The organism is Plantibacter sp. Leaf314 (genome assembly GCF_001423185.1).
GTDB lineage: Bacteria > Actinomycetota > Actinomycetes > Actinomycetales > Microbacteriaceae > Plantibacter.
On the sequence record NZ_LMOB01000001.1, the window covers coordinates 2,717,839 to 2,736,059 of the forward strand.

Annotated in this window: 15 protein-coding genes; 6 read left to right on the top strand and 9 right to left on the bottom strand. The window is 70.9% G+C overall.

What is annotated here, in order from left to right; all coding sequences use genetic code 11:
* Positions 1-48: 48 nt before the first annotated feature.
* Together ppk2 and ASF68_RS12820 are read right to left on the bottom strand one after the other, a co-directional pair.
* Positions 49-969 carry a polyphosphate kinase 2 gene (ppk2, locus tag ASF68_RS12815; protein ID WP_056010882.1) on the bottom strand — a complete coding sequence of 307 codons (921 nt, stop codon included), beginning with the start codon at positions 967-969 and terminating at the stop codon, positions 49-51.
* Positions 970-1,033: 64 nt separating this feature from the next.
* Positions 1,034-1,327 (bottom strand): GNAT family N-acetyltransferase, encoded by a 294-nt coding sequence (locus ASF68_RS12820; protein WP_056010885.1) that lies wholly within the window; start codon positions 1,325-1,327, stop codon positions 1,034-1,036.
* 69 nt (positions 1,328-1,396) lie between these two features.
* Here ASF68_RS12820 and ASF68_RS12825 point away from each other — a divergent pair, with 69 nt between their 5' ends.
* Entirely contained in the window at positions 1,397-2,266 is an 870-nt protein-coding gene (locus tag ASF68_RS12825) for a site-specific DNA-methyltransferase (protein WP_056010888.1), read from the top strand.
* Positions 2,267-2,268: 2 nt separating this feature from the next.
* On the opposite strand, the gene ASF68_RS12830 is transcribed toward ASF68_RS12825, so the two are convergent.
* From ASF68_RS12830 to ASF68_RS12845, 4 genes are all read right to left on the bottom strand, one after another.
* Positions 2,269-3,279: a LacI family DNA-binding transcriptional regulator gene (locus ASF68_RS12830; protein ID WP_235526803.1), complete on the bottom strand. Its 1,011-nt coding sequence runs from the start codon at positions 3,277-3,279 to the stop codon at positions 2,269-2,271.
* 141 nt (positions 3,280-3,420) lie between these two features.
* Positions 3,421-4,869: a GH1 family beta-glucosidase gene (locus tag ASF68_RS12835; protein WP_056010894.1), complete on the bottom strand. Its 1,449-nt coding sequence runs from the start codon at positions 4,867-4,869 to the stop codon at positions 3,421-3,423.
* A gap of 260 nt (positions 4,870-5,129) precedes the next feature.
* Positions 5,130-6,926: an MDR family MFS transporter gene (locus ASF68_RS12840; protein ID WP_056010897.1), complete on the bottom strand. Its 1,797-nt coding sequence runs from the start codon at positions 6,924-6,926 to the stop codon at positions 5,130-5,132.
* Between the two features lie 109 nt (positions 6,927-7,035).
* Positions 7,036-8,130 (bottom strand): alpha/beta hydrolase, encoded by a 1,095-nt coding sequence (locus ASF68_RS12845; RefSeq protein ID WP_056010900.1) that lies wholly within the window; start codon positions 8,128-8,130, stop codon positions 7,036-7,038.
* 81 nt (positions 8,131-8,211) lie between these two features.
* Between ASF68_RS12845 and ASF68_RS12850 the strand changes: the two genes are divergently transcribed.
* The gene (locus ASF68_RS12850; protein WP_235526804.1) at positions 8,212-9,069 is read left to right on the top strand and encodes a D-alanyl-D-alanine carboxypeptidase family protein; all 858 of its coding nucleotides are present in this window, start codon (positions 8,212-8,214) and stop codon (positions 9,067-9,069) included.
* 80 nt (positions 9,070-9,149) lie between these two features.
* Here ASF68_RS12850 and pgm read toward each other — a convergent pair whose 3' ends face one another.
* Complete coding sequence (pgm, locus tag ASF68_RS12855) at positions 9,150-10,769, bottom strand: phosphoglucomutase (alpha-D-glucose-1,6-bisphosphate-dependent) (RefSeq protein ID WP_056010909.1); 1,620 nt, start codon at positions 10,767-10,769, stop codon at positions 9,150-9,152.
* A 79-nt stretch (positions 10,770-10,848) separates the two neighbouring features.
* Positions 10,849-12,396, bottom strand: coding sequence for an alpha/beta hydrolase (locus ASF68_RS12860; protein ID WP_056010912.1), 1,548 nt, complete (start codon positions 12,394-12,396; stop codon positions 10,849-10,851).
* Positions 12,397-12,687: 291 nt separating this feature from the next.
* Here ASF68_RS12860 and pheA point away from each other — a divergent pair, with 291 nt between their 5' ends.
* Positions 12,688-13,650: a prephenate dehydratase gene (pheA, locus tag ASF68_RS12865; protein WP_056010914.1), complete on the top strand. Its 963-nt coding sequence runs from the start codon at positions 12,688-12,690 to the stop codon at positions 13,648-13,650.
* Positions 13,651-13,664: 14 nt separating this feature from the next.
* On the opposite strand, the gene ASF68_RS12870 is transcribed toward pheA, so the two are convergent.
* Positions 13,665-14,333 (bottom strand): GntR family transcriptional regulator, encoded by a 669-nt coding sequence (locus ASF68_RS12870; RefSeq protein ID WP_056010917.1) that lies wholly within the window; start codon positions 14,331-14,333, stop codon positions 13,665-13,667.
* Between the two features lie 151 nt (positions 14,334-14,484).
* Between ASF68_RS12870 and ASF68_RS12875 the strand changes: the two genes are divergently transcribed.
* The 3 genes from ASF68_RS12875 (at position 14,485) to ASF68_RS12885 (ending at position 18,210) form a co-directional block, all read left to right on the top strand.
* Positions 14,485-15,714 carry an MFS transporter gene (locus ASF68_RS12875; RefSeq protein ID WP_056011974.1) on the top strand — a complete coding sequence of 410 codons (1,230 nt, stop codon included), beginning with the start codon at positions 14,485-14,487 and terminating at the stop codon, positions 15,712-15,714.
* A 76-nt stretch (positions 15,715-15,790) separates the two neighbouring features.
* Positions 15,791-17,047, top strand: coding sequence for an FAD-binding oxidoreductase (locus ASF68_RS12880; RefSeq protein WP_162239359.1), 1,257 nt, complete (start codon positions 15,791-15,793; stop codon positions 17,045-17,047).
* Positions 17,044-18,210: an FAD-dependent oxidoreductase gene (locus ASF68_RS12885; protein WP_056010923.1), complete on the top strand. Its 1,167-nt coding sequence runs from the start codon at positions 17,044-17,046 to the stop codon at positions 18,208-18,210. Before ASF68_RS12880 ends, ASF68_RS12885 begins: the two co-directional genes overlap by 4 nt.
* The last annotated feature ends 11 nt before the right edge of the window (positions 18,211-18,221 follow it).

Below are 18,221 nucleotides of genomic sequence, written 5' to 3' on the forward strand. Positions count from 1 at the left end.
GATAGCGGGCCGGGCGGCACCGCGTCCGGCTTCCGGCGACGGCCGGGATCAGACCGCGTCGCTCCGCTCGCCGCGCTCGTAGACCGAGGCCGCGGGTCCGACGATGTTCGTGTCCGGGGTCCCCACCACCTCGTGGTCCTTGTTCGCATAGTCGAAGCGGTGCAGCACGTGCCGCATCGCCTCCACTCGGGCGCGCTTCTTGTCGTTGCTCTTCACGATGGTCCACGGGGCGTCGGGGGTGTCGGTCGCTTCGAGCATCGCCTCCTTCGCCCGGGTGTAGTCACCCCACTTGTCGAGCGAGGCGAGGTCCATCGGCGACAGCTTCCACTGCCGGACCGGGTCCACCTGGCGGATCGCGAAGCGGGTGCGCTGCTCGTCCGCGGAGACGGAGAACCAGAACTTCACGAGGTCGACCCCGTCGCCGACGAGCATCTGCTCGAACAGCGGGGCCTGGCGCATGAACTCGTCGTACTGCGCGGGTGTGCAGAACCCCATGACCCGTTCGACGCCGGCGCGGTTGTACCAGGAGCGGTCGAACAGCACGATCTCGCCGGCGGCCGGCAGGTGCTGCACGTACCGCTGGAAGTACCACTGGGTGGACTCACGGGCCGTCGGCTTCTCGAGCGCGACGACACGGGCACCGCGCGGGTTGAGGTGCTCGGTGAACCGCTTGATCGTCCCGCCCTTACCGGCGGCGTCACGCCCCTCGAACACGACGACGAGGCGCCGGTCGTTCGCCTTGATCCAGTTCTGCAGCTTCAACAGCTCGATCTGGAGCAGCCGCTTGTCGCTCTCGTACTGCTCGCGCGACATGCGCTCCGCGTACGGGTAGCCCTCGCGCCACGTGTCGATGTGGGAGCCGGCGGCGTCGAGCAGGATCGGGTCGTCGTCGTCGACGTCGACCACCTGGTAGCCGTCCATCCGGTCGAGCGGGGGCGGCGGAGCGTAGTGCGAGACGAGTTGCTGCATGGTCGGGACGCTAGTCCCCGTGCGTAACCGTGAGGTGGACGGCGGATGACGCGTCGGGGTCCCGTCAGCTCGCGGAGCGGGTGAGGAGGTCCTGGCGCTCCGGGTGGGCGTCGAACCACTCGCCGACGTACCAGCACATCGGGACGATCCGACGGTCGCTGTGCTGCTCGACGTCGTCGACCGCGTAGGCGACGAGTTCGCCCGCGTACCCCTTGCCGCGGAACGGCGGCGTCGTGAAGGTGCGGGGGAACGAGATCGAGTCGCCGGAGATCCGGTAGTCGACGACGCTCACCAGCTGGCCGTCGACGTGCATGGTGTATCGCTGGGCGTCGGTCTCGTTGGCAAACTCGGTGGTCATACCGGGTGCAACGCGCGGGCCGGGTCGTTCCTTCCCGCCGGGGCGGGGCCGGACTGCCAGAATGGGCACATGTCCCTCGCCGCAGCAGCTCCCGACGGGCCGCCGCTGTGGACGCACGACGGCCCGGACCTCGTGCTCGAAGGCGACAACCTCGACGTCGTGGCGCAGCTGCCCGACGAGGCGTTCACGCTCATCTACCTCGACCCGCCGTTCAACACGGGCCGGGTGCAGCGCCGCCACTCCTCGACCTCGGTGCGCACGGCCGAGACGGGCGTGAACCGGTTCGCGGGGTTCAAGGGGCAGGCGTACGAGCGCATCCGCGGCGACCTCCGACGGTTCGACGACGCCTTCGACGACTATTGGGGCTTCCTCGAACCACGACTCGTCGAGGCCTGGCGGGTCCTCGCCGCCGACGGCACGCTCTACCTCCACCTCGACTACCGCGAGGCCCACTACGCCAAGGTGCTGCTCGACGCCCTCTTCGGCCGCGAGTGCTTCCTCAACGAGATCATCTGGGCGTACGACTACGGCGCGAAGGCGCAGAGCCGCTGGCCGACGAAGCACGACACGATCCTCGTCTACGTGAAGGACCCGAAGGGGTACCACTTCGACAACGCGACCGTGGACCGCGAGCCCTACATGGCGCCCGGTCTCGTCACCGCGGAGAAGGCCGCACGCGGCAAGCTGCCGACGGACGTCTGGTGGCACACGATCGTGTCGCCGACCGGCCGCGAGAAGACCGGCTACCCGACGCAGAAGCCGGAGGGGATCCTCCGCCGGATCGTGCAGGCCTCCTCCCGCGAGGGCGACTGGGTGCTCGACTTCTTCGCCGGCAGCGGCACGACGGGCGCGGTGGCGAAGGCGCTCGGACGTCGGTACGTGCTCGTCGACGAGAACCCGCAGGCGCTCGAGATCATCCGGGCCCGGCTGGCCCGGTAGGGCTACACCGAGGCGCGCGACACGAGCCGGGTCGGCATGACGGTGACGCGCTCGACCGGCTCACCCGCGAGGCGTCGCACCAGTACCCGGGCCATCTCGGTGCCCAGATCGACGGGCGACTGCGCGATGGTCGTGAGCGGCGGCGCTGCCGTCTCGCCGTAGCGGTCGTCGTCGTAGCCGACCACGGCGATGTCACCGGGGATCGTCAGTCCGGCCTCGCGGATGACGGAGTAAGCGCCGGCGGCCATCTGGTCGTTCGCCGCGAAGAGCCCGTCGATCGGCACCCCGCGCGCGAGCAGGCGACGCATGGCGGCGGCGCCGTCGGCGGGGGAGAAGTCGCCCACCTCGATGAGGTCGGCGGACAGGCCGGCCTCGGTCAGTTCAGCGCGCCATCCGGCGAGGCGGTCCACCCCGCCTGGCATGTCCTGCCGACCGGCGATCGTCGCGATGTGCGTGCGACCCGCGTCGATCAGGCAGCGCGCCGCACTCCGCGCACCCGCCACGTTGTCGACGTCGACGTAGGTGCTGTCGACGACGTCGGCGCCCATGGGGCGACCGCCGAACACGATCGGCAGCTCCCGGCCGAGTCGCGTGTACGAGTGGTCGCCGCTGTGATGGGAGACGACGAGCGCCCCGTCGACGTTGCCGCCGAGCAGGTAGCGACGGGTCTTCTCGGAGTTCGCCTCGGAGGCGATGAGGAGGTTCAGCGTGTAGTCGGTCTCGGCGAGCTCGAGGGCGACCCCCTGCACGACGGAGGCGAAGAACGGGTCCGAGAACACGCGGGCGGTCGACTCCGGGACGACGAGCGCGATGACCTGCGTCCGGCGCGAGGCCAGCGATCGGGCGGCGCGGTTCGGCACGTAGTCGAGCGCCGCGATGGCCTCGTTCACGACGGCGACGACCTCCGGCGTGACCTTCGAGGAACCGTTGACCACCCGGGAGACCGTGGCGCGCGAGACACCCGCGCGGGCGGCGACCATCTCGAGCGTGGGGGCTCCTTGACCGGACAGCATCATCGTCCCCTTCCGAGCGGGTGTGCGTGGCCGAGTGCAGTGTATCGCCGCCCGTCTGGACGGCAGCGGCCGGTGACCGTTCTCAGGAGGTGACCGGCGTGTCGCGACCTCGCGGGCGCGACACGCCGGGTCGCTCCTGCGTCAGGACGGTTCGGCGACGGCGGGTGCCGTGCGCGAGGCGGCGATGCGACGCGCGTAGGCGAGTCCGCTGTCCTTGATCGTGCGCACCTGGGTGTCGTAGTCGACCCGCACGATCCCGAAGCGCTTGTCGTAGCCGTACGCCCACTCGAAGTTGTCGAGCAGCGACCAGACGAAGTACCCCCGCACGTCGGCGCCGTCGGCGATCGCCAGCTCCACCTGGTCGATGTGGTCCTGGATGAAGGCGTCGCGGTCGACGTCGTGGATGCGACCGTCCTCGGCGACGACGTCGTCGTACGCCGCACCGTTCTCGGTCACGTACAGCGGCGGCAGCGTCGGGTACTCGCGGCCGAGCCGGACGAGGAGGGTGCGGAGCCCGGCGGGGTGCACCTCCCAGTCCATCGCGGTGCGCGGCAGGCCGCGGCTCGGGAAGGAGATCCCGGTGGAGGCGAGCCAGGGGGAGCCGACCTCGCGTTCGGTCGCGCCCGAGTGGCCGCCGTCGGCACCGGAGTCGTCGGGGTGACCCGAGACGAGGTCGTCGTGGTAGTGGTTCACGCCGAGGAAGTCGATGGGCGCGGAGATGGCCTCGAGGTCGCCGTCGTGGACGAGTTCCTCGAGGCCGAGGCCGGCGAGGTCCTCGGTGACGTCGGCCGGGTAGGCGCCGAGGGCGATCGGTTCGAGGAAGATGCGGTTCATGATGCCGTCGACGCGGCGCGCGGCGTCGACGTCTGCCGGGTCCGTCGGGTCGGCCGGGATCGCGTTCGTGAGGTTGAGGGTGATGCCGATCTGCTCGGCGCCCAGCTCGCGGAGGCGGGTGGTCGCCAGCCCGTGCGCGAGGTGCTGGTGGTGGATGGCGGCGAGGGCGGCTGCCTCGTCGCGACGGCCGGGGGCGTGCACGCCGACCGCGTAGCCGAGGAGGGCCGAGCAGAACGGCTCGTTGAACGTCGTCCAGTGCTGGACGCGGTCGCCGAGGACGTCGTAGGTGGCCTCGGCGTAGTCGACGAAGCGGAGGGCCGTGTCCCGATTGGTCCATCCGCCCTGCTCCTCGAGGGCCTGCGGGAGGTCCCAGTGGTAGAGCGTCAGCCAGGGGAGGATCCCCGCCTCGAGCAACTCGTCGACGAGACGGCTGTAGAAGTCGAGGCCGGCGGGGTTGACCTCGCGGTCGCCCGGCTTGATGCGCGCCCAGCTCGTCGAGAACCGGTAGGCGTCGAGGCCCAGCTCGCTCATGATCGCGACGTCGGCAGCGCTGCGGTGGTAGTGGTCGACGGCGACCTCGAGGTCGTCGCCGTTCGCGATCGCTCCCGGCACGCGCGCGAAGGCGTCCCAGATGGAGTCCTCCTTGCCGTCCTCATGGGCGGCACCCTCGACCTGGGCGGCGGCGGTGGCCGAACCCCAGAGGAACGGCGGCAGGATCAGGGCCGGGCGGCTGGTGGGCTGGGGGGCGTGCGTCATCGGAGCTCCTCGTGGCTGGGTGCTAGGCCATGCTATCGCCTGCTGAGAGCGCTCTCATGCACGGGTGGGGTATGGGGCCGGCGCGGTGCGCTGACGTGAGCGCGGTGCACACACGTGAGCGCGCCCCTCCGGAGGGGCGCGCTCACGTGCTGGGGCCGCGGTCGGGCCGAATCGACGGCGCTCACGTCAGCGCGGTGCGCCGGCGCCGAACACCCCACGGTCACGTCAGCGCGGTGCGCTGGCGAACCGAGGAACGACGGTCAGCGCCTGGTACTCGGGTCGACGACGCGGTTGCTCGCGGTGTCGGGCGACAACTGCGACCCGGCCAGCTCGGCGGCCCGCTGCGCGGAGAGCGACAGCTCGTCCTCCGCATCCACGGCGGCCTGCGCGTCGGTCCGCTCCTGCAGGGCCGACTTCGCCCGCAGCGGCGGCGCCTTCAGGAACCAGCTCAGGACGAACGCGACGGCGACCACCGCGAAGCTCACCCAGAAGACCGTGACGGTCGCATCGGCGAAGCCGGTGAGGAACGGCGCGGCCAGGTCGTGGTTCGCCCCGAGGAGGAACGAGGTGTCGCCATCGAGCGCGGTACCCGCCGAGCCGCTGTTCTCCTGCGCCCGCTGCAGCACCTTGAGGATGCCCTCGTTCGCGGGATCGGACAGCACGGCCGGATCCTGCGCCGCGGCCCGGACGCGCTCGCTGAGCGTCGGGTCGGCGAAGGCCGCCGCGATCGTCGTCGGGATGCGCGTGTAGAGCACCGAGAAGATGACCGCCGTGCCCAACGTTCCACCGATCTGACGGAAGAACGTCGACGAGCTCGTCGCCACACCGATGTCGCGCGCCTCGACGGCGTTCTGGCTCGCGATCGTCAGCGTCTGCATGAGCTGACCGAGGCCGAGGCCCACGAGCAGCATGCCGCCCATCATCCACCAGACCGGCTTGTCGGCCGTCGCGAAGCTGAAGTAGAAGAAGCCGCTCAGCAGCAGGAAGGTGCCGACGATCGGGAACGCCTTGTACTTGCCCGTCCGCGCGATGATCTGGCCGCTCGCGATGGAGGAGATCATGAGGCCGAGGATCATCGGCAGCATGAGCAGACCCGACTCGGTCGGCGTCGCGCCCTCCACCAGCTGGAGGAACAGCGGCACCGTCATCATCGCGCCGAACATGCCGAAGCCAACGAGGACACCGAGGATCGTGGCGACCCGGAAGGTCGAGTTCTTGAAGAGCTTCAGCGGGATGAGCGCGTCGTCGCCCATCGCCCGCTCGACGAGGATGAACCCGACGATGCCGGCGACGCCGATCGCGTAGCAGGCGATGGAGCCGGCCGAAGCCCAGCCCCAGATGCGGCCCTGTTCGGCGACGAGGAGGAGCGGGACGACGGCCAGCACGACCGTGGCGGCACCCCACCAGTCGATGCGGACGCTGTGACGCGTGTGCGGGATGTGCAGGAAGCGCAGCACGATCGCGAGCGCGATGACGCCGATCGGCAGGTTGATGAGGAACACCCAGCGCCAACCGGTGATGAACAGCAACTCGGGTGCACCGGCGAACAGGCCGCCGATCAGCGGGCCGATGACGCTCGAGACGCCGAAGACGGCGAGGAAGTACCCCTGGTACTTCGCGCGCTCACGAGGAGCGAGCATGTCGCCCATGATCGTCAGCGGCAGGGCCATGAGCCCACCGGCACCGAGCCCCTGGATGGCGCGGAAGATCGCGAGCTCGTACATCGAGCCGGACATGCCGGCGAGCAGCGAGCCGATCAGGAAGATCGAGATCGCGATGATGAACAGCGGTCGACGACCGAAGATGTCGGACAGCTTGCCGTAGATCGGCGTGGAGACCGTCGACGTGATCAGGTACGCCGTCGTGACCCAGGCCTGCAGGGCCATGCCGTCGAGGTCGTCCGCGATGGTGCGCATCGAGGTGCCGACGATGGTCTGGTCGAGGGCGGAGAGGAACATGCCGGCCATGAGGCCGAAGATGATGAAGAGGATCTGCCGGTGACTGAGGACGGGCGTGGATCCCGGTCGCTCGGTCGAGGCGGGGGAGCTGGATGACATGCGGTCTCGTTCGACTCTGGGCGCGCCGGTTCACAGGCGCACCGACGTTGGGGATTTTGCGTAGTGTGCAAACTTACACCCGGCGCAAGTTCCGCGGCAACCGACCCGGTCAGGGTGTCGCGCTCGCTGCGGCGTCGAGCTCCGCGTCGAGCGCCGAGAGGTAGTCGAGGGTGGCGGTGAGCGCCACGTGCGCGTCGTCCAGGTCGAGGTGGAACTGGTACTCGTGCGGCAGCGCGGGCTCGTGGTCGGCGGCCCAGAACAGCTTCGTGACGGGGACCTCGGCGGCTTCGAGGGCCTGACTCATCGGTACGGACTGCAACCAGGTGAGGGCGTCGCCGTTGCCGCCGGTGATGAAGGTGGGCGGGAAGTCCGCGGTGACGAAGTCGATGGTGGACATGAGCGCACCGGTCGACGTCTCCGACCAGTCCTTCGTGCCCGCATAGGCCCAGAGCGCGGTCTGCAGTCCCCAGGCGCCGATGCCGTCGAGCTCCGCCATCGCCGTCATGTCGTAGACGCCGCAGTTGAGGATCGCGCCGACGAGCTGATCCGCGCGGATGCCGGGGGTCATACCGCTGAGGGCGGCGTAGTCGGGGTTCGTCGTGAGCACGGCCAATTGGCTCGCGAGCTGTGATCCGGCCGAGTCGCCGGCCAGGACGATGCGGTCCGGGTTCCCGTTCCACTCCGACGCGTGCTCGGAGATGTACGCGAGCGCATCGTTCAACTGGTCGACGGCCGTCGGGTAGATCGCTTCCGGGGCGATCGTGTAGTTCACGGCGATCGTCGTGTAGCCCTCGGCGGCGAGGATCCGCAGGTACGGTTCGACGTTGCCCTTCTCGCCGGAGATCCAGGCCCCGCCGTGGATCCACACGATGGTGGTCAGCGGCTCCGTGCCGTCGGCGGGAGTGAAGACGTCGAGGGTCGTGTCGACCTGGGGGCGCCCGCCACTCGGCGCGGCATAGGCGACGTCGCGGTACTCGGAGAGCTTCGTGTCCGGGACGTACGGCTCCATCTCGGCGACCGTCGCGGCGCCTCCGCGCTCGAAGACCGAGCGGATGAGCAGGGCGGACGGCCACGGGGTGATCGCCGCGACGATCGCGACCACGAGGCCCAGGCCGACCACGACGGCGACCGCGGTCAGCAGCCGACGGAAGCGCGGACGCCTGCGGTGCGTGGGCGCGTGGTGTGCTGGCGTCGCTGCGGTCATCGTCGGGCCCCTCGTCCGGTGTGCGTGCCTGTCGACAGTGTGGCAGAGGCGGACTCGGCGTGTCACGGTTAGGCTCGACGGGTGACCGCAGCCCACCAGCCCTCCCACCGACGCCCGGTCTCGCCGCGCGTGCGTCGCAACCGCGTGATCGCCTTCGGGGTGCTCGCGGCGGCGCTCGCGATCCTGCTGGTGGTGCTCGTCGTCAACATCGCCGGGGGAGCGACGCCCACCCCGGTCGCCGCAACGAAGACGCCGAGCGCCACGCCGACGGCCACCCCGACCCCGACCCCCACCGCGACGCCCACCCCGACCGAGACCACCCCGGTCGCCCCACCGGCGCCGCCCGCGTTCGACAAGGCCGCCTTCTCGATCGACGACCCGCTGAGCCCCTGGGTGGTCGTCAACAAGACCCGGCCGCTCAACCCCGTCGACTACACCCCGCCGGACCTCGTCGCCGTACCCGTCGCCCACACCTGGGACCCGCTGCTGCGCGCCGAGGCCGCCGCGGCGATCGTCCAGATGTTCGACGCAGCCTCGGCCGAGGCCGGCCTGTCACTCGCGTCGAACAGCGCGTACCGCAGCTACTCGAGCCAGGTGTCCGTGTACGACAGCGAGCCGGACGACGCGACGACCGCGCGACCCGGCTACAGCGAACACCAGACCGGCTGGACGATGGACATCGGCGCCGCGAGCGGGAACTGCTCGCTCAACACCTGCTTCGGCGACACGACCGAAGGACAATGGTTGGCGGCGAACGCGTACCGCTTCGGCTTCCTGCTGCGCTACCCGGCCGACAAGGTCGACGTCACCGGCTTCTCCTTCGAACCGTGGCACTACCGCTACATCGGGGTGTCGCTCGCGACCGAGATGCACAACACGGGCGTCACGACACTCGAGGAGTTCTTCGGACTCCCGGCCGCCCCCGGATACCTGAACTAGCCCTTCGACACGCTCAGGGACCGGGGTACGGCTCAGGGACCGGGGGTACGGCTCAGGTACCGGGACGGACCGGCCGGCGCCTAGGCGCCGAGGGCGTCGTCGACGATCCGCTTCGCCTCGGCCTGCACGAGCTTGAGGTGCTCGGCACCCTTGAAGGACTCGGCGTAGATCTTGTAGACGTCCTCGGTGCCGGAGGGTCGGGCCGCGAACCACGCGTGCTCGGTCACGACCTTGACCCCACCGATGGCGGCGTCGTTGCCCGGAGCGTGGCTGAGCTTCGCGACGATCGGGTCGCCGGCGAGTTCCGTCGCCGTGATCGCGTCGCCGTCGAGCTTGCCGAGGCGCGCCTTCTGCTCCTTCGAGGCCGCGGCGTCCACGCGCTCGTACACCGGGTCGCCGAAGCGCTCCGTGAGTTCGCGGTACAGCACCGACGGGGTCTTGCCGGTCACCGCGAGGATCTCCGCGGCGAGCAGGCACAGGAGGATGCCGTCCTTGTCGGTCGTCCACACGGAGCCGTCGAAGCGCAGGAAGCTCGCGCCCGCACTCTCCTCGCCACCGAAGCCGACGGAGCCGTCGACGAGGCCGGGGACGAACCACTTGAACCCGACCGGGACCTCCCACAGGCGACGCCCGAGGGACTCGGCCACGCGGTCGACCACCGACGACGACACGAGGGTCTTGCCGACAGCGGCGTCCTCGCGCCAACCGGGCCGGTTCGCGTACAGGTAGTCGATCGCGACGGCGAGGTAGTGGTTGGGGTTCATGAGCCCGGCGTCGGGGGTGACGATGCCGTGGCGGTCGGCGTCCGCGTCGTTGCCGGTGAGGAGGTCGAACTCGTCACGACGGGCGACGAGCGCCGCCATGGCCGACGGCGACGACGGGTCCATCCGGATCTTGCCGTCCCAGTCGAGCGTCATGAACGCCCACGCCGGGTCCACGTGCGGGTTCACGACCGTGAGGTCGATCTCGTACCGGTCGGCGATCGCCTGCCAGTAGTGCACGCTCGCGCCGCCCAAGGGGTCGGCGCCGATGCGGATGCCGCTGCGCTTGATGGCGTCGAGGTTGATGATGTGCTTCAGGTCGTCGACGTAGTTGCCGCGGAAGTCGTACGTCTCGACGGCCGAGGGCTCGGCCATCTTCACGTCGTGCAGGCCACCGGCGATGAGCTCGTTGGCGCGGTTCGCGATCCACGAGGTGGCGTCGGAGTCGGCCGGACCACCGTGCGGCGGGTTGTACTTGAAGCCGCCGTCGGCCGGCGGGTTGTGGCTCGGCGTGACGACGATGCCGTCGGCCTGGTCGCCGTTGCCCTCCGCGTTGTACTTGAGGATGGCGTGGCTGAGCGCCGGCGTCGGGACGAAGTCGTCGAACTCGTCGACGAGCACCCGCACCCCGTTGGCGACGAGGACCTCGAGCGCCGTCGTCTGGGCCGGGCCGCTGAGCGCGTGCGTGTCGGAACCGATGAAGAGCGGACCGGTGATGCCCTGGCCGGCGCGGTACTCGACGATCGCCTGCGTGGTGGCGGCGATGTGGTCCTGGTTGAACGCCGTGTTCAGCGAGGAGCCGCGGTGTCCGGACGTGCCGAACACGACCCGCTGCTCCGGGATCGAGACGTCCGGCTTGAGCGTGTAGTACGCGTCGATGAGCGACGGCACGTCGATCAGGTCGGCTTCGGTGGCGGGGGTCCCAGCGCGATCGTTCATCGCCCCAGTCTGGCAGCAACCGATCGGGTCAGGAAGGCGCTTGACCTCCGGATGTCGGGCACCCGACGATCGGGGACGGTCAGCGGGTGGCGAGGACCGCGGCGGCGCTCGCCGAGGCGGATGCGGTGGTCGCCGGGTCGGTCGTTCCCGCGGCGGCGGTCGCACCGGTGTGCCGCGTGCCGCCGGGAGTCGTGAGGTCGGGCAGCGCGTACGCCTTGCCGGTCACGATGCGCTGGATCGCGTAGAGGCTCTCGGTGGCCGGCCCGAGGTACTTGCCCCGGTCGTCGGCGTTGCTCGAGCCGACCGCGTTGTGGCCGTCGACGGCGCCGAGGCGGTCGCCGTCGCCGAGCGTCAGGCCGTTCGAGCCGAACACGGTGGCTCCCCAGGATCCACCGGTCGGGTTCGCCCGCCCGGACAGGATCTGCCCGAGCCCCGCGAGCGTGTCGGCACTCGCCTGCGAGGCGTATACGCGACTGGCGGGGACGTGGAGGTCGGTGATCGCGATCTCGGACGGGATGCCCGCGGAGCCGAGCATGACGAAGTCGTCGACGTGGTAATCGCCGGAGGCCAGGGCGAGCGAGGCCGTCGCCGTGCCGTAGGAGTGCGCCACGACGCTCAGCTGCGACGCGACACCGTGCGTCGTCCGGTACGCGTCGTAGCCGGCCAGCACGCCGGCGAGCAGGGGTGCCCCCTCGATGGCGCGGTCGTTGGAGGGCACCTCGAGGGCGGTCGGGCTGTGGCCGCCGATCCAGAGGATCACGGCGCTGTCCGCCGCAGCCGCCTGGATGCGCTTGGCCCCGCGCAGGTAGTCGTCGAGCTCGAGCGCGCTGCTGTTCATCCCCGGGACGAACACGGTGACGTAGGTGGCGATGTCGACGTCGCCGACCGCGACCGCGACGCGAGGAGGGCCGGACCCGGCCGACTGCAACGTGATGAGGTACTCGGGCTGGAGTCTGGCGGCGACCGCCTCCGGGGCGTACCGGTCGACGAGCAGCTTGATCGCGTCGAGTCGCGACACGGTCGTCGCGAGGGCCGTCGAGGCCGCCTCGCCGTCGACCTGGTCGGAGCCCGCCATCATCGCGCGGTAGCTCGCCTCGGTGTCGGTGAGGAGTCCGGCGAGGCGGGACACGTTGGCCGTCGCGCGGTCCGTGTAGGTGACGCCCTCGAGGTTGCCGATGATCGCCGGGTAGCCGGTCATGAGCAGCGCGCGGTATCCGGGTGGGAAGGCGGTCCAGAGCTGGGCGACCTGGATCGACGACATCGTCGTGAGCGCGGACGCCGCAGCGGCGAGGTCGCCGACGTAGGTGGCGGTGAAGGCCGCGGCACTCATGGTGGGGACCGTCGACGCCGCCGGCGCGAAATCGGTGGCGGCGATCGCGCTCGCCCCGGCGGTCGACGTCTGCGTCACGGTGACGACGCCGGCGAGGATCGCGGCGATGGCGACGGTCATGACGACCGACTTGACGAGCGTGGCGCGGGCGGCGGAGAGCGGTCGACCGACCCACGACGGGAGCCGCCAGGTGGGCAGGGTCCAGGAGGACGCTACGTCGAACGCGGCCTCGCCGCCCGCCGCGAGGTTCAGTCGAGGAGTGGTCCGCGAGGCGGCGTCGGTGAAGACACTCGTCACGTCACTCCTGTTCGTCGTCTCGGGCCATCGGGTGGAGCCTCGCGCGACGTCGGATCACGCATCGAGATCGGGGAGACGAACGGCCGTGAACTCGCATCCCGAGACGAGCGGCAGCGCCCAATACACCCTTGTATCCATTGTGACGGGTATTGGCGTGTTTTGAATAGCTCAAAACGGGGGGTATCTGGGCCGAAACGGCCCGTTTTTCCTGAATATCAGCCGGATGTGACCTGGATGGGAGTCAACGGGGCGTCGGGGGCGTGTCGCAGGCCACACGGTACGCTCGGATGCATGTCTGCCGCACCCCCCGAGGACGCCCGCCGGAGCTACAGTTTTCTCGGTCCGAGCGGGACCTTCACCGAGGTCGCCCTCGGTCAGGTCGAGGAGGCCAGAGGGCAGATCTGGAAGCCGGTCAGCAACGTCGGTGAAGCACTCGGCGACGTGCTCGCCGGGCGCAGTACGGCCGCCGTCATCGCCATCGAGAACTCGGTCGACGGCGGGGTGTCCGTGGCGCAGGATGCACTGGCCACGATGCCCGGTCTGCGCATCGTCGGCGAGGTGCTCGTCCCCGTCAACTTCTTCCTCGTCGCCCGACCCGGAACCCGCCTCGAGGACGTCGCGATCGTGAACGCGCACCCCGTCGCCTACGGGCAGTGCCACCTGTGGCTCGATGCGAAGCTGCCCTCGCACGGGCACATCCCGGCGTCGAGCAACGTGGCTGCTGCCGCGTCCTTGCTCGACGGTACCTCCACCGCGGACGCCGCCGTCGCCCCGCCCGGCATCGTCGACCACTACGAGCTCGACGTCCTCGCGGAGAACATCGGCGACAACCCGAACGCCGTGACCCGCTTCGTCGTCGTCAGCCGCTCCCGCGAGATCCCGGCTCGTACCGGTGCCGACAAGACGAGCCTCATCGTGGAGCTCCCGAACGACCAGGCCGGCTCACTCCTCGACATGCTGGAGCAGTTCTCCACCCGCGGCGTGAACCTGAGCCTCATCGAGTCGCGACCCATCGGCGACGCCCTCGGGCGCTACCGCTTCGTGATCGACGCCCTCGGACACATCGAGGACGAACGGATGGCCGACGCGCTGCTCGGGCTCCGTCGGTTCAGCCCGAACGTGATCTTCCTGGGCTCCTACCCGAGCGCCGACCGCACCGCCGTCGACTACCACTCGCGGTACAACGACGAGGTGTTCATCGAGGCGCGCGACTGGCTGCGCGGGCTGCTCTCGGCGGAGCCGCTCGAGGACTGAACGGCGGCGGTCGCTCAGGCGACGATGTCGACGCCGTGACCGCGCAGGCGACGCTGCTCGGCGGTGAGCGAGGCGATGAGTCGTCCGTTGGTGCCGCGGATGTGGTCTGCGACGAGCTCGGCCGCCCGCGTCGCGTCGCCGACCACGACCGCGTCGAGGATGGCGTGGTGCTCCCGGGAGGCCTGGTCGCGGGCCTCCGGGGTGCGGACCTCGAGCCAGCGGGTGCGGGCGAGTCTGACCATCGCCCCGTGCACGCCCTCGGCGAGGAGTCGGTTCCCGGAGAGTGCCGCGAGCTCCTCGTGAAAGTCGCCGCCGACTCGCAGCACGGTGCGCTCGTCGTCGGGACGCGGTTCGTCGAGAAGGGCGCGGACGGCGGCGAGCTGTGCCTCGGTGGCGCGTTCGGTCGCGAGTCGCACCGTCGCGGTCTCGAGGGCTTCGCGGTACTCGGCGATGAGGCCGATCTCCTCGAGGTCGATCGGGGCGACGATCCAGCCGCGGCCGTCGCGCTTCGCGAGCCCCTCGGACTCGAGCCGGGTGAGTGCCGCCCGCACCGGCGTCCGTGAGGCGGCGAACCGCTGTTCCAACCCTCGCTCGGTGAGGGACCGACCGGGCGCGAGGTCGAGGGTGAGGATGGCGGCTCGGAGGCGGTCGTAGAGCTGCGTCGTCTGCGTCGGGGTGCTCATCCGTGCTCGGTTCTCGTCGGTGGTCTTGGTATACCAAGATGGTGTACCGTCATGCTAGCAGTCGGATCGACCGGCAGCAGGAAGCGGTTCGATGACCGGGACGACCCCGCCCACGACGGCCCCCGCGGTCACCCGCGGAGGCCGCCCGCCGATGCCGAACGCCGGCCGCGCTTGGACGGTCCTCGGGCTCGGTGTTGCCGCCCAGACCGCCGGGACGCTCTTCGTCAGTACCCCGGCGTTCCTCATCCCGCTCCTGCACGCCGAACGCGGCATGTCGCTCGCCGAGGCTGGCGTCCTCGCCGCAGCGCCCACCCTCGGCATGGTGCTGACGCTCATCGCCTGGGGCTGGCTGGCCGACCGCATCGGAGAACGGATCGTCATCGCGGGCGGCCTCGCCCTCACCGCCCTGGCGGCCGCCGGAGCGATCGCGGCGGACGGACTCATCCCCTCGCTCGGCTACGGGCCGCTCGGGATCCTGCTGCTCCTCGGCGGAGCGGCGTCAGCGAGCACGAACTCGGCGAGCGGTCGGATCGTCGTCGGCTGGTTCCCGAAGGACCGTCGCGGGCTCGCGATGGGGATCCGCCAGATGTCGCAGCCGCTCGGCGTCACGGCCGCCGCGGTGACGGTGCCCTCGGTCGCGGCGGCGTCCGGCATCTCCGCGGCGCTCACGATCTCGCTCGTCGCGACGGGTGTCCTCGCGGTGGCCTGCGTCATCGGGCTCCGCAACCCGCCACGAACCGTCGTTCCGACGCCGGTGCCGACGGTGACGACGCCGAACCCGACCGCCGCCCGCCCACGCAACCCGTATCGCGGCGACGCCTTCCTCTGGCGCATCCACGCCGTGTCGATCCTGCTCGTCGTGCCGCAGTTCACCCTCACGACCTTCGCCCTCGTGTGGTTGGTGTCCGACCAGGGGTGGAACGCGCTCGCCGCGGGCGTCCTCGTCGGCGTCTCGCAGTTCGTCGGGGCCGTCGGTCGGATCGGTGTCGGCGTGCTCAGCGACCGGGTCGGCAGCCGGGTGCGTCCGCTCCGCTGGGTCGCCGTGTCCGCGGTCGTCGTCATGCTGCTCCTCGCCGGGGCCGGGTTCCTGCAGTGGCCGGTCGTGGTCGCCGTGGCGCTCGTGGTGGCCAGTACGGTGACGGTCGCCGACAACGGGCTCGCCTTCACCTCCGTCGCGGAGATGGCTGGTCCCGCCTGGGCGGGCCGTGCGCTCGGGGCGCAGAACACCGGACAGTTCATCGCCGCGTCCGTCGTCGGTCCGGCGGTGGGCGCGCTCATCGGCTTCGTCGGCTATCCCGTCGCCTTCCTGATCGTCGCGGTGCTGCCGGCGGTCGCGATCCCGATCATCCCGAGCGAGGCGGCCGAGCACGACCACCTGTAGCCCGGCGTCCGGTCCGCGGGTGTCGGAAAACGACGGCGTGGTCGGTCCGCGGGTGAGGAGTGAGTAGCCTCGAATGATGACCGACTCCCGTCCTGCGACCACCGTCATCGTCGGTGCCGGCCTGTTCGGCCTGTCGACCGCCGTCCACCTCGCCCGTGCCGGACGACGCGTGACGGTCCTCGAATCGGGCGCGGCTGCCGACGCCACCACCGCCGCGGGAGCCGGCTTCGTCGGACTCTGGGCGGCCGGGTACGCCTGGTATTGGAACGCGTCGGAACTGGCGCTCGAGCAGGCCGGCATCGACTTCTACCGCGGCCTCGACGCCGCCGGGTACGACATCGCCCTCCGCGACACCGGCAACGTCTGGCTCGCCCTCACCGAACAGGCCGTGCTCGACCACCTGCTGCCGTTCGCCGAGCACCCGCTCCGTCCAGAGGACGCCCGCCTCCTCACCGCCGTGGAGACCGCCGAACTCGTGCCAGGACTCGACCCGGAGGCGATCGTCGGTGCGTTCATCCACCCGGACGGCATCCAGATCAGCGCGCCGGACGCCGGGCTCGCGCTCGCGGACCTCGCCCGAGTGGAGGGCGTCGAGATCGTCGAGCACACGCCGGTCGTCGAGCTCCTCACCGAGGACGGCCGGGCGGTCGGCGTGCTGACCGCAGCGGGCGATCGGGTGCTCGGCGACGAGGTCGTCCTGGCCGCAGGCTCCTGGACGAACGAGCTCCTCAGCACGACCGGGCGCGAGCTGCCGTTCGCCCGCGTGATCGCGAGCCGACTCACCACTGCACCGTTCGGGCTCGGCGAACTGCCGACGCTGATGATCCCGGAGCTCGGCGGCCTCTGGATCAGGGAGCACCTCGGTGGCCTCACCTACGGCAACGGCGTCGGCTACGAGGCGCTCGCGGTCCGCGACAGCCCGGCCGAGCGCCGCCCCGACCGTCCCGACCTCGTCGAGGCGATGCGCGACCACCTGACCCCGATCGTCACGGAACTCATCCCCGCCGCCGCCCCCGTGCTCGACGCCGCGGAGGCCGTCCAGGGCGTCGTGTCGTACACGGCCGACCGCCGGTTCATCGCCGGGCCGATCCCGGAACTCGCCGGGCTGTACGTCGTCGCCGGAGACAACGAGTCGGGCGTCACCCACGGTCCCGGCCTCGGCCGCATGCTCGCCGAACTCATCGTCACCGGCGAGAGCCCCTTCGTCGACCCGTCGCGATACGCGCCCGATCGCTTCCCGGCCCGACCGTTCGCCGACGAGGCTGCGGTGGCCGCCGCCATGCCCGCACGCCGGGAAGTCGACGCCCGAGCCCGAGTGGAGCAGGCCCGATGAGCGCCCCCTCGCCGACGGCTGGACCGGCACCCCTGCCCGAGCGGGTCGAGGTCGTCGTCATCGGAGCCGGCGTCGTCGGAGCTGCCGCCGCGCGGACGCTCGCCGAGCGCGGCCGGAGCGTGCTGCTCGTCGAACGCTTCGAGCGCGGCCACGAACACGGCTCCTCCCACGGCGCGACCCGCATCTTCCGCCAGGGCTACGACGTCGACGACTACGTGGCCCTCACCTCGGAGGCGCTCGCCGGCTGGCGCGAGCTCGAGGAACGGAGCGGCCGGACCCTGCTCGAACTCACCGGCGCACTGGACCACGGCCGCCCGGAGATGCTCCGCGGGATCGAGGCCGCGATGACGCGAGGCGGGATCGCCTCGGAACGGCTCTCCCCGGAACAGGCCGCGGAGCGGTGGCCCGGTCTCCGATTCGAGCAGGAGGTCCTCCATCACGCGACCGGCGGGCGACTGTCGTCCGCGGAGGCGATCGAGGCGTTCCTCGACCTCGCCGTGGTGGCCGGGGCGACGCTCCGGTTCGGCGTCCGGGTGACGGCGGTCGAACCGATCCCGGCGACCGGGACGACCGCTGCCGGTGCCGTGGTCCGCACCGAGCTGGGTGACGTCACAGCCGACCACGTCGTCGTCGCCGCCGGATCGTGGACGCCGGACCTCGTCGGCGAGCTCGCGGCGAGCGTCGGCCGTCCGCTCCCCGAGATCGTCGTCACGCAGGTGCAGCCCGCCCACTTCCCGACCGCGGTGGCCGCGGACGCCTGGCCGAGCTTCGTCCACTACCCGGACGACGGCTCGAGCGTCTACGGTCTCCTCACCCCCGGCGAGGGCGTGAAGGTCGGCCTGCACGGCGGCGCGGTGCACGTGCACCCCGACGAGCGCGACGGCCTGGCCGAACCGGAGGAGCTCGCGCGCCTCACCGCGTACGTCGCCGAGTGGGTGCCCGGGGTCGACGCGTCGGCGCCACATACCATCAGTTGCCTCTACGACCTGAGCCCGAGCGAGGATTTCGTGATCGACCGGATCGACAGGATCATCGTCACGACGGGATTCTCCGGTCACGGGTTCAAGTTCGGACCCGTGCTCGGGCGGCTCGTCACCGATCTCGTCGACGGCGACGCCCCGCACCCGCGGTTCGCCCTCGCAGCCCACACCCCACCCGCGTAACGCCGCCTCCC

Excerpts from the sequence above, each read along its gene's own strand:
- ppk2 (WP_056010882.1), bottom strand. The coding sequence starts at position 969 with ATGCAGCAACTCGTCTCGCACTACGCTCCGCCGCCCCCGCTCGACCGG.
- ASF68_RS12820 (WP_056010885.1), bottom strand. The coding sequence starts at position 1,327 with ATGACCACCGAGTTTGCCAACGAGACCGACGCCCAGCGATACACCATG.
- ASF68_RS12825 (WP_056010888.1), top strand. The coding sequence starts at position 1,397 with ATGTCCCTCGCCGCAGCAGCTCCCGACGGGCCGCCGCTGTGGACGCAC.
- ASF68_RS12830 (WP_235526803.1), bottom strand. The coding sequence starts at position 3,279 with ATGCTGTCCGGTCAAGGAGCCCCCACGCTCGAGATGGTCGCCGCCCGC.
- ASF68_RS12835 (WP_056010894.1), bottom strand. The coding sequence starts at position 4,869 with ATGACGCACGCCCCCCAGCCCACCAGCCGCCCGGCCCTGATCCTGCCG.
- ASF68_RS12840 (WP_056010897.1), bottom strand. The coding sequence starts at position 6,926 with ATGTCATCCAGCTCCCCCGCCTCGACCGAGCGACCGGGATCCACGCCC.
- ASF68_RS12845 (WP_056010900.1), bottom strand. The coding sequence starts at position 8,130 with ATGACCGCAGCGACGCCAGCACACCACGCGCCCACGCACCGCAGGCGT.
- pgm (WP_056010909.1), bottom strand. The coding sequence starts at position 10,769 with ATGAACGATCGCGCTGGGACCCCCGCCACCGAAGCCGACCTGATCGAC.
- pheA (WP_056010914.1), top strand. The coding sequence starts at position 12,688 with ATGTCTGCCGCACCCCCCGAGGACGCCCGCCGGAGCTACAGTTTTCTC.
- ASF68_RS12870 (WP_056010917.1), bottom strand. The coding sequence starts at position 14,333 with ATGAGCACCCCGACGCAGACGACGCAGCTCTACGACCGCCTCCGAGCC.
- ASF68_RS12875 (WP_056011974.1), top strand. The coding sequence starts at position 14,485 with ATGCCGAACGCCGGCCGCGCTTGGACGGTCCTCGGGCTCGGTGTTGCC.
- ASF68_RS12880 (WP_162239359.1), top strand. The coding sequence starts at position 15,791 with ATGACCGACTCCCGTCCTGCGACCACCGTCATCGTCGGTGCCGGCCTG.
- ASF68_RS12885 (WP_056010923.1), top strand. The coding sequence starts at position 17,044 with ATGAGCGCCCCCTCGCCGACGGCTGGACCGGCACCCCTGCCCGAGCGG.